The organism is Effusibacillus lacus, from assembly GCF_002335525.1.
GTDB lineage: Bacteria > Bacillota > Bacilli > Tumebacillales > Effusibacillaceae > Effusibacillus > Effusibacillus lacus.
The window spans coordinates 1-10,531 of sequence record NZ_BDUF01000021.1; the positions used below are offsets into that span (position 1 = coordinate 1).

7 protein-coding genes, 5 tRNA genes and 1 riboswitch are annotated in these 10,531 nt (G+C 49.0%); of the genes, 8 read left to right on the forward strand and 4 right to left on the reverse strand.

Translation table 11 applies throughout. From position 1 onward, the window contains the following. Positions 1-189: 189 nt before the first annotated feature. Entirely contained in the window at positions 190-1,089 is a 900-nt protein-coding gene (gene rarD / locus EFBL_RS05405) for an EamA family transporter RarD (RefSeq protein WP_096181124.1), read from the reverse strand. 170 nt (positions 1,090-1,259) lie between these two features. On the opposite strand from rarD, the gene EFBL_RS05410 reads away from it, so the two are divergent. The 6 genes from EFBL_RS05410 (at position 1,260) to EFBL_RS05440 (ending at position 3,094) form a co-directional block, all read left to right on the forward strand. Further along, positions 1,260-1,970, forward strand: a complete 711-nt coding sequence (locus EFBL_RS05410) for a hypothetical protein (protein ID WP_096181125.1) — start codon at positions 1,260-1,262, stop codon at positions 1,968-1,970. 645 nt (positions 1,971-2,615) lie between these two features. Further along, a tRNA-Leu gene (locus EFBL_RS05420) sits at positions 2,616-2,702 on the forward strand. 12 nt (positions 2,703-2,714) lie between these two features. Then, positions 2,715-2,791 (forward strand) — tRNA-Leu (locus tag EFBL_RS05425). Positions 2,792-2,857: 66 nt separating this feature from the next. Further along, positions 2,858-2,934, forward strand: a tRNA-Pro gene (locus EFBL_RS05430). 4 nt (positions 2,935-2,938) lie between these two features. After that, positions 2,939-3,014: transfer RNA gene (locus EFBL_RS05435), tRNA-Phe, on the forward strand. A gap of 5 nt (positions 3,015-3,019) precedes the next feature. Further along, positions 3,020-3,094 (forward strand) — tRNA-Cys (locus tag EFBL_RS05440). 342 nt (positions 3,095-3,436) lie between these two features. On the opposite strand, the gene EFBL_RS05445 is transcribed toward EFBL_RS05440, so the two are convergent. After that, complete coding sequence (locus EFBL_RS05445; RefSeq protein WP_096181126.1) at positions 3,437-4,681, reverse strand: ribonuclease H-like domain-containing protein; 1,245 nt, start codon at positions 4,679-4,681, stop codon at positions 3,437-3,439. Next, a complete protein-coding gene (locus EFBL_RS05450) occupies positions 4,671-6,953 on the reverse strand; it encodes a DEAD/DEAH box helicase (RefSeq protein ID WP_096181127.1) in 2,283 nt (760 codons plus the stop codon). Before EFBL_RS05450 ends, EFBL_RS05445 begins: the two co-directional genes overlap by 11 nt. A gap of 154 nt (positions 6,954-7,107) precedes the next feature. Between EFBL_RS05450 and EFBL_RS05455 the strand changes: the two genes are divergently transcribed. Together EFBL_RS05455 and EFBL_RS05460 are read left to right on the forward strand one after the other, a co-directional pair. Next, positions 7,108-8,814, forward strand: coding sequence for an aldehyde ferredoxin oxidoreductase C-terminal domain-containing protein (locus EFBL_RS05455; RefSeq protein ID WP_207907634.1), 1,707 nt, complete (start codon positions 7,108-7,110; stop codon positions 8,812-8,814). Next, positions 8,811-9,029, forward strand: a complete 219-nt coding sequence (locus tag EFBL_RS05460; protein ID WP_096181128.1) for a MoaD/ThiS family protein — start codon at positions 8,811-8,813, stop codon at positions 9,027-9,029. The genes EFBL_RS05455 and EFBL_RS05460 overlap by 4 nt, the downstream gene beginning before the upstream one ends. 71 nt (positions 9,030-9,100) lie before the next feature. Here the strand turns inward: EFBL_RS05460 and EFBL_RS05465 are convergent, their stop codons facing one another. Further along, a complete protein-coding gene (locus EFBL_RS05465; RefSeq protein ID WP_172899645.1) occupies positions 9,101-10,033 on the reverse strand; it encodes an NAD(P)H-dependent flavin oxidoreductase in 933 nt (310 codons plus the stop codon). Positions 10,034-10,288: 255 nt separating this feature from the next. After that, a riboswitch (SAM riboswitch) is annotated at positions 10,289-10,393 on the forward strand. Positions 10,394-10,531: the final 138 nt, after the last annotated feature.

Consider the following 10,531-nt stretch of genomic DNA (forward strand, 5'->3'; position numbering starts at 1 on the left):
ACTTTATGTTAGAGGTGCTCTGGTACACTGTCAACGCGCTGGAAGCTGACCGGCTAAAGCCGGTGGGTTTAGACCCGGCGCATGGAAACTAAACAAGTATGGAACGGTGTATGTAAAGCCGGATCTGGGCAGGCACGGCATGCGCTACAAAAAAAATTTCAAGAAAACGGGACGACCTTGATAGACTATTCAGCTCTCCGATTTCAACTTAATCGCATCCCTGAACTTGACACTTGACAGGGTATAAATAACAATGGCGGCCCAGATGAAGCTGAAACTGATCAGATGTATGGCGGTAAACGGTTCGTGAAACACAAAGATTCCCAAGAGCAGACTGATAGTCGGAGATAGATATTGAATAAATGCGAGCATCGAAAAGGGAATTCGCTTGGCTCCCTGGGCAAACCAGATCAGGGGCAAGGTCGTGGCAATTCCCGATAACAGGAGATAGACCGTGACTTCTGCGGAGGAATGCCCCAATGCCCCGATTCCCTTGGTTTGCAGGAGCATCAAATAGATCAGAGCAGCTGGCGTACTCATGGCAGTCTCGAAAGCAAGCCCTACCATCGCGTCCACCGGGGCCATTTTTTTTACAAGCCCGTAAATGGCAAAGCTTATGGCCAGCAAAAGGGCAATCCAGGGTACCTTTCCGTACTCGACGGCCAGAATGGCGACACCGGTGGCGGCCAGCAGGATAGCAACCCACTGGGGAAGCGTTAGACGTTCCTTCAGCACGATCATTCCCAGGGCGACATTTAATAGAGGATTTATATAGTAACCGAGACTGGCTTCTATGACGTAGTCGTGGTTTACAGCCCAGATGTAGATAAACCAGTTGCCGCTGATCAGGACAGAGGCAAGCAGGAGGGCGAGCAAAACTTTCCTGTGTACAAACAGGCTTTTGAACTCGTTCGAACGACCGGATACGGCCACAATTAGCATAACAAAGACAAATGACCAAACAATGCGATGGGACAGAATTTCATCGGAGGGTATCATTTGCAGCAGCTTCCAGAACAAAGGCAGTACGCCCCACAGGAGATAAGCGCCAACCGCAAACCAAATGCCTTTAAGAAGCTCATTGTTCATAATGTCCGCATCCTCATTTCTATTTTTTCAATACAAGAATCATACCATGGAATACATACAAGGGAACATGGGGTTATACTCCAAAGAAAATATTCTGATGTTGAAGAATGTCGAAAGATCAAATATAATTTTAAAAAGGGAAAAAGACCCAAAAAGGAACGGGTGATAGAATGCTGCTATCAAAAATTAAAGACATTGGCAAAGTATCCGCTCTGATAAAGAAACAACCGCAACAAGCCAATTCTAATAATGAGGACGGAACGGAAGCGGAAGAGATTAATGCCCATCTGTTGACAGATGCCATCGCCATGAAATGCTTTGAATCTTTCATGGAACTGTTGGAATCCCGTCGCGAAATCAGCATTCAATTGAAAACGACGGAAGAACAATTGTACGATTCCGAAGAAAAATTCAGGAATTTAACCAACGAAAAAGAATTCCTGGAAGAAAAAATTGAAAACAAAGAATTGGAGATTGGTCGGCTCCAGGAGCAATTGGCGACCAGCAAACTCCGAATCGACGAACTGACGGACGAATTCCAGGAGTTCCGGGATGAAAGCTCTTCCAAGTATCAGCAACTGCAGAATGTCCTAAGGGAACAGGAACTGGCCAACAAACAATTGATGGTCGATTTGAACCGCACCCGATCAGAGAGCCAACACAAGATTGAACAATTGGAAGCCAAACTGCGTGAAGAACGGACCAAGTTCACCCACCTGCTTGAACAATATGAACAGGTTGTCAAAGAAAACGCCAGCCTGATTGAAACGATCAATGACTTTGCACAAAGAGCAGCAGCCTTTTCACACTTCCCACTGGAAGCCCAAAAGTTGGTCAAAGATAAAAATTCAAATGTTCCGGAACTGAAGTCATTCAAATAGCCGGCAAAAAATAAACTCTTCGGAGGGGCTGTCCCATAAGTAGATAAAAATCTACTGAGGAACAGCCCTTTTGGTTGTTCTTTTGCTCTGTGTTTAAACTGCCCTCAGATTCATCCGGTCCATCAAATAATCTGCCGTTCTAGCAGCAAGAGCCTTGACCGTCTCGGTCGGATTGCCTCCTCCTGATGTCACAAACACACTCGCACTGCGGAGTGGGGCCTGTATTCCTTTTATTCAGCCGACCTTGTTGAAAAGTGGCAGCTTCCTTACCATGTAACTGTTCGGTTTCTCGGTGTTCGGAGCTGATTTTTCCAACCTGTTCTTAATGCCCATTAAGTAAAAAAGCAAAGAAAAACAAAGAAACAGACCTGTATTCCCGTGCTTAATGTACCAGTTATAAGAATTTGTTTAAGTTTATTTTGGATATGCTATTGAGATCATAATTATCACATGATATTATAGCTTTTGTCGCGATGGGCAGGACGCCCTGGTGCGAACCTGCAGGCCCGGCGCCGATGGTACATGCGCAGGAGCCAAGGGAGAGTAGGTCGTCACTTCCACCATGTGCCAGCGTAGATCAGCAGGTAGAGCAACTGACTTGTAATCAGTAGGTCACGGGTTCGATTCCCATCACTCACCCCATAAGCGGTCGTGGCGGAATTGGCAGACGCGCAAGATTCAGGTTCTTGTGGGTGCAAGCCCGTGGAGGTTCAAGTCCTTTCGACCGCACCAAAAATTAGAAACGCCGGAGTGATGGAATTGGCATACGTGCACGACTCAAAATCGTGATTTTGTGGGTTCGAGTCCCACCTCCGGCACCAATTCACAATCTGAGGCTTACACTTAACGTAACCAAGCGTGTATTCCAAGACTATGTTGTGACCGAACGGAATGTAGCGCAGCTTGGTAGCGCGCACGCTTCGGGAGCGTGAGGTCCAGGGTTCAAATCCCTGCATTCCGACCAGTTTGGCTCGGTAGCTCAGTCGGTAGAGCAGAGGACTGAAAATCCTCGTGTCGGCGGTTCGATTCCGTCCCGAGCCACCAGATATGGCGCCATAGCCAAGCGGTAAGGCAGAGGTCTGCAAAACCTTTATTCCCCGGTTCAAATCCGGGTGGCGCCTCCAGAAAGAGTCTATAGCTCAGAGGATAGAGCACTGGTCTCCTGGAAAAAATCAGCATTACATTCCCTTAAAAACAAACCCTTCAGGTTTCGGACATAAACAGGAGGAGTTGCGGAATCTTTAATTATATGATATAGTGTTATATCACCGCAAAAAAAACCTCCATTATGGTCTCCAGTTCCTTAAACATTCCCAAAACGAATAGTCAGAACGTTATTGTTTTAACACTGGAGCGGCTTGAGAGCCGCAAGTAGGCAAGAGAGGCAGGGCTTGCTCTGTTCTGGAAGTATATTCAAATACTGTGAGCCAACGCAAAGATAGTATCCGCCTCAAATCAGGCAGATACTATCTTTTTATTTTAGCGTGCAGCCGTTCGATTCTTTTTCGGTAGGTTGCCAGTTCCGTTTGGGAGCTGGTTCGAAGCAGGCTTCTTTTAAGTTTCCAGGTCTCGTAAGCCTGAAGAGTATAATGGAGCGCTTTCTCGTAGTCCTTGACTTGGTGTTCGTAGATTTTGGCAACTTCGATAGAAATCTCTTCCGGAATGCGATCTGATTCGTTAATGAATTCTTCCCACGCTTCCAAAGCCTTGTCCCAATCCTTCAATCGCTTGTATTGATGACCCAGAGCGATTTTGGCATTCCCTCTAAGAGGGTGTTGACTGTCGGCAATAGTTCGATATCTCTGCAGGGCGAGTTCATCTTCCCCCAACATTTCGTACCAGCGGGCAATCTCAAAACGTTCCTCATGGGTAACCGCCTCATTGTCATGTTCCAGCAGGAGTTTCGAGATATGGATATACAAAGTGATCAGCGACAGGACGTCCATTTCGTTGTGGTGCAAGACTCCTTGAACCACTTCAGGATCTCTGCTCTTAAGATAGTCAAAGTACAGAATCGGTGCCATGTATCCAGGAACATCACCATGTCGTTGGATGCCCAATTTTTCCAGTTCGATAATGGACAACCGGCAGGACTCCAATTCCCGTTTCCACAGCCTTCTCGCTCCATGCAACAGGTCGTAGTGGCCAAAAGCAGGAAGGTGGGGGACAGAGTCCCGGAGCAGTGTATGCCTTGTTCGAACCTGCGGCCAATCAAAAGCTTTGCCATTAAACGTGACAAGATGCTTCGACTCTTTCACATCTGTCAGAAAGGATTGATAGAGAGTAGCCTCGGCATGAGGAGCCGCCAGAAAATGCTGCCGAACTACGACTGAATCCTCTTCAATGCGACTATAACCCAAGAGGAAGACGGTGTTTCCCACACCTCCGTGCAATCCTGTTGTCTCCGTATCGAAAAACAGCAGTTCTTCTGAATTTCGCTGTGCAGAAGACAAAGGGTGACTTGCACCTGATTGCTTCCATGCATCCATTACTTCATGCAGTTGATGGAAGGTATATCTCCCATGCCGCCGGGTAATCGGATACCGAACTTCCCTTACCATTACATATTCATCTTCGGATCCATAGGGACTCGCCTGCAGGTCGGCCCACTTTTCGAGAAAAGGAACTTCAACAGATAATTGGATAGGGGATATCGGCAGTTCTGAAGTCAGGTGGGACCTGAACCGGTTCAATTTGTCCCTAAGAGACATAGGGGCTCACTCCCTGAGCGACTCTCAGCAAGGATAGCGCCAATTCTTTGCCGTCTTCTTCCGATGTCCCGATACAGGAGGGGCATCCGGATTCACAAGGACAGGAACTGATGACGCCCTCCGCTTGTGTGAGGATGGTCTCCATTTCTTTGAAAACTTGCTCGCTCAACCCAATTCCTCCAGGATAGCGATCGTATAAAAAAATGGTCGGCTGCCCCGAGTGAACCGCCTTCCGTTGCGGCACCACGTGCAAATCCATGGGATCACACATCACAAACAGGGGAGCGACATGGCGGAGAACGTGAGCCAGCCCGACCAATCCCCGTTCCACTTCTTCTTTCCCAATGGAGTCGAACAGTTCCTCGGGGAAACTGATCCAAGCGGCGTTGGTATGCAGTTCTTCTTCCGGGAGATGAATGGGACCGGAACCGATGTTTTCATGGGTTTCAAATTTGATTTTCTTGAAAATCGTAGCCATGGCGTGAACCGACACCTCACCATAAGCAAATTCCGTCTGCTGGAAGCGGCGGTTCTCATCTTCCGTCAAAACTTTCAGTTGCACCGCCAGGTTGGCGTCCGTATAGTAGTCGACCTGCACTTCGCGCACATAGGCTTTCTTTTCCTCATAATCCAGCTTTTCCACCTGGTATTGGATGCCCTGGTGCAGGTAGATCGCTTCCTCATGCAGCAGGGTGAGGGAACTGAACCGGTCCATTTCCCCGATGACTCTTTCATTTCCGCGCTCGGTGATATCAATAATGACCACATTCTCCTGGGATGCGGATCGAAGACTGATGTTGTGGGCAGGGAAGGAGTCATTCATCCAAAACCATTTGCCCTTGGAATGGTGCAGAATCTGTTCTTCCGTAAGGAACTCCAGAATCTCCGTAATTTCAGCCTTGCCGAACCGATCCCCTTGTTTAAAAGGCAATTCATAGGCAGCACACTTGATGTGATCAACCAGTATAATCAGATTGTCCGGATTGATCCGGGCGGATTCGGGGCTCCGGTCAAAGAAGTATTCCGGGTGCTGAATAACATATTGGTCCAATGGGGAGGAGCTTCCTACGAGCACGACAACCGATTCTCCTTGACGCCGGCCGGCACGCCCTGCTTGCTGCCACGTACTGGCTACGGAACCGGGGTAACCGGTGATCACGCAAGCCTGGAGCTGCCCGATATCCACACCCAATTCAAGCGCATTGGTGCTTACAACCCCCATGATGTCACCTCGCCGCAAGCCACGTTCAATCTCTCTGCGCTGGCTGGGAAGATAACCGCCTCGATACCCCTGAATGGTTTTGGGTCCCAGTTTCTTCTTGATCGTTTCCTGCAGATACTTTAAGAGTATTTCTACACGAATGCGGCTGCGGGCAAACAGAATGGTTTGGATTCCATTGGATAGGAACCTCTCCGTTAGATCCCGCGCCTCCAGGGTGGCACTTCGCCGAATGTTCAGTTGTTTATTGACCACCGGCGGATTATAGAAGATAAAATGTTTCTTTCCGGTGGGAGCTCCGTTGTTATTGACCAGTTCCACAGGTTCTTCCGTCAATTGTTCCGCCAGTTCCTTTGGATTGGCGATGGTTGCCGAAGTGCAAATAAATTGCGGCCGGCTTCCGTAGAATGCACAGATCCTTTTCAACCGGCGGATGACATTCGCCACATGGCTTCCAAACACGCCGCGATAGGTATGAAGTTCGTCGATCACTATGTATTTCAGATGTTCAAAGAAAGAGACCCATTTGGTGTGATGGGGGAGGATCGCCGAGTGAAGCATATCCGGGTTGGTGATCACGATATTGCCGGCTTTCCGTATCATCTGACGGATGTTGGCGGGAGTATCCCCATCATAGGTTTCCGACTTGATGGGAAGCCCCATATCGGTTATGAGCTCGATCAATTCACTTTTCTGATCCTGCGCCAGCGCTTTGGTCGGAAACAGGTAAAGGGCCCGTGCCTGCGGATCTTCCGACAATGTTTGCAGAACCGGCAGATGATAGCACATGCTTTTGCCCGAAGCGGTGGGAGTTACCGCCACAATATTCCTGCCATCCCAAATATGGCGAAAGGATGTTTCCTGGTGAGTATATAAAGAGTTGATTCCCCGTTTGACGAGAGCGTCCCGAATACGCTCGTCCATTTCGGAAGGGAAGGGGACTGTCCGGGCTTCGCGGGGTGGAATCGTTGCCCAATGAACAATATTTTGCTTTATGCGTTCCTCTTGTTGGAACTGCTTGAGCAGTTGCTCCATATTGAGCTTCACTTGCATGATCATCACCTTCTTCTATTGTACGAATAGACGTTCGGAATGTAAATGGATGGATTATTGTTGGAAAATTCATCGATTTGCTTTACTATTCTTACTATAATATGAATGGTAGATGTAGTTGCGGCAGTCCGAAAAACCGGAAAGGATGATCCATTTGAAAATCTTGCGGATTTCAATGACCGACTTGAGTTGGCGGGAAGAAGGACTGAAAACGGAATATGCAGCTTTGGGAGGACGGGCTCTTACTTCAAGAATCATCCATGACGAAGTGGGAGGTACAGTTCATCCACTCGGACCTTACAATAAACTGGTGTTTGCAAACGGTGTTCTGACAGGTTCGTTGGCATCCAGCGCGGAACGCGTTTCGGTCGGAGGGAAAAGTCCGTTGACGGGAGGGATCAAAGAAAGCAATTCCGGAGGAACGGCGGGCATCAAACAGGGGAAGTTGGGATATCGCGCCATTGTCTTTGAAGGTGTTCGTGACGATTTGCAGATCATTCACATTTCAAAAGACGGAGTTCGTTTTGAACCGGCCGACTGGGTGTGCGGAAAACCTCTTGGCGAAACCGCCCGTTTGCTCGAAGACAAATACGGGTCCCACATCAGTTATTACGTAATCGGCACTTCTGGCGAAATGCGAATGAATTTGGCGGGTATTGCGATTAAAGACAAAGACGGTTCGCCAACCCGCTTCTGCGGTCGCGGCGGATTGGGTGCCGTAGCAGGGGCCAAAGGGATCAAAGCTATCGTCCTTGATGACGCTGGCATAGACAGGTTGCGACCCCAAAAGCCGGAACAATTTCGCGCGGCAGTCAAAAAATATACCGAGTGGCTGCAGGAAACCCCTGCTACAGCCAAGGTATTCCCCGAATACGGAACTGCAGCGCTTGTCCGTACGACGAACAAGCTGGGGGCGCTCCCGACATTCAACTTCAAGACGGGAAGTTTCGACAAGTATGAAGAAATCAGTGGCGAAAAGCTGCGCGAAACCATTCTGGAACGCGGCGGGGAAGGAACGCCGACACACGCCTGCATGCCGGGATGCATCATACGGTGTTCCAACATTTATCCGGATCAAACAGGGGCCACTGTAACGACTCCAATCGAATATGAAAATATCGGCCTGTTGGGGTCCAATCTTGGCATTGCCCACCTTGACCATATTGCCGAACTGAACCGTCTTTGCAACGAATATGGAGTGGATACGATTGAAACCGGAGCGGTGATAGGAGTTCTGATGGAAGCTGGAGTACTGCCCTTTGGAGATTTCGAAGGGGCCAGGAAATTGCTGGAGGAACTCAACGCCGGAACGCCAATCGGCCGAATTGTCGGCTCCGGGGCATCAGTGGCCGGCCGGGTGTACGGTGTTTATCGTGTTCCGACAGTCAAAGGGCAGGCAATGCCCGCTTATGATCCACGTGCCATTAAAGGCTTGGGGGTCACCTACGCAACGTCACCCATGGGAGCCGACCACACAGCCGGCCAAACGATCCGGGCCCAGATTGACCATCACAAGCCGGAAGGACAGGTGGAACTGTCAATCAAGGCGCAGGAAGCGGCTGTTTTGTTTGACAGTTTAGGCCTTTGTTTCTTCAGCGCTTCCGCCATCGCAGGAAGATGGAGCGGCATTGCCGAGATCGTGTCAGCCTATGTCGGAACAGATGTGAAAGAACAGGAACTGTACGACATGGCGAAGGAAACTCTGCGCATTGAACATGCATTTAACCGTGCCGCCGGATTCACCCAGGCGGATGACCGGTTGCCGGAACATTTCTACCATGAAGTGAACGAGGCAAGCGGAACCCTGTTTGATGTAAACGAAGAGGAAATGCTGGCCATCGGAGTGGAAGGTTACAAATGAGGATCACCATCCAATCGTTTATCCCCTGGATGCAGGAGTTGAACGGTGAACATCAAATTGGGGAAGGAACCACAATATTCGAACTGCTGCAGCAATTGAAGTTGGAATGGGATCGTGATGTGCTCGTTGCCATTAACGATCGAATAGCAAAAGCGGATGATGTTCTGACGCAGGGAGATCTGGTGGTTCTGCTGGTTCCGTTGACTGGGGGATAAACGGCAGGGGATTTGGATCGAAAGCATGGGAAACCCGCCTGCTTTCCAAAGCAGGCGGGTTTCAATTAAACTCAGTCTGCTGAAATGTCTTCCCTGTATTCTTTCATAATGTCATCAATTATGGTTTGCACCGGCTGAATGCTGGTAATCTCGTGCACCCGGGCGCCGGCAAATACCAGGCCGTTATCCACATCGCCGCCTGCCGATTTTAACAGCGAGTCCAATGTACAAAAACGATAGGAACAGGATTTCAGGCAATCGTGACATTTCTCGATCTTAAGCTTGTTATCCCCGGAGATGGCGTCCGTAAACCGGTTTCGAATTGCCCGGCCCTGTAAGCCAACTGTTGTTTTGACAAGAACGGTGTCACCCTCTTTCGCATCCACATATTTTTGCTTGAAAGTTTCGGGCGCATCACACTCCACACTTGCAACAAACCGGGTCCCCATTTGCACACCGGCAGCGCCCATCCTCATGGCTTTTGCCACATCCCGTCCGGTCAAAATGCCTCCGGCTGCGATGACCGGGATATTGACAGCTTCAACGACTTCAGGAAGGATGTCAAAAAGAGGCCTGTCCGTTCCCAGGTGACCCCCGGCTTCAAACCCTTCCACCACAACGGCCGATGCACCCAATTTTTCGGCCAAGCTTGCCAGTTTGGCTGAGGATACAATAGAGATGACAGGAACGCCGTACTCACGCCCCCATCCGTACATATCGCGGGAAAATCCGGCTCCCGATATGATAAAATCCACTTTTTCCTGCATGGCCGCCTTGATGGTCCTGGCAAAATCATTCATGGCAAACAGCACATTGACACCAATATACCCAATACCTTTGGTAATTTCACGGGCTTTGCGGATGTGAGCCTGCAGTTCTTCAATCGGAATGCCTGTCCCGGATATGATTCCGATTCCACCGGCATTGGCTACTGCGCCAGCCAGCCCGCTCATTGAAATTCGGACCCCCATCCCGCCTTGTAGAATTGGGACTCTGGGTTTCATGTGAGCAATTTGCAATTGTGGGATCTTCAATTTGTAGCCCCCTTGGCACTAGATTAGCAGTTTATTCAAAGATTCCTTACTTCTAAAACTATAACCTTTTAAACAACTGAAAATTATGAACTTTTTCGCACAATTGGACAAACACAAACTCACCCTCTTTGCAGGAGGGTATGGTATAGTTTGCTAAATTCTATTGACAGGATTCGACACATGAAATAAGATATTATCTAGTTTACCATTTACATAACTAAGATTTCCTTATCAAGAGCTGACTGAGGGACTGGCCCTATGACGTCCAGCAACCTACCGACACCCGGTAAGGTGCTAACTCCTGCAGGTTGAAACCCTGAGAGATAAGGCATTACATTTTGACATGTTGTGCCTTTTCCTTTTGAAAAGGCGCTTTTTATGTGCGCCCGGCATGGGCGTTGTCTATAGGGTGCAAGTCCCGAGTGGTGAAGGCAACAGTAGCCATTAGCTTACGACAAGGGTGTCCAC

Coding starts and splice junctions, on each gene's coding strand:
- EFBL_RS05445 (WP_096181126.1), bottom strand. CDS start 4,681: ATGTCTCTTAGGGACAAATTGAACCGGTTCAGGTCCCACCTGACTTCA.
- EFBL_RS05410 (WP_096181125.1), top strand. CDS start 1,260: ATGCTGCTATCAAAAATTAAAGACATTGGCAAAGTATCCGCTCTGATA.
- EFBL_RS05460 (WP_096181128.1), top strand. CDS start 8,811: ATGAGGATCACCATCCAATCGTTTATCCCCTGGATGCAGGAGTTGAAC.
- EFBL_RS05465 (WP_172899645.1), bottom strand. CDS start 10,033: ATGAAACCCAGAGTCCCAATTCTACAAGGCGGGATGGGGGTCCGAATT.
- rarD (WP_096181124.1), bottom strand. CDS start 1,089: ATGAACAATGAGCTTCTTAAAGGCATTTGGTTTGCGGTTGGCGCTTAT.
- EFBL_RS05450 (WP_096181127.1), bottom strand. CDS start 6,953: ATGCAAGTGAAGCTCAATATGGAGCAACTGCTCAAGCAGTTCCAACAA.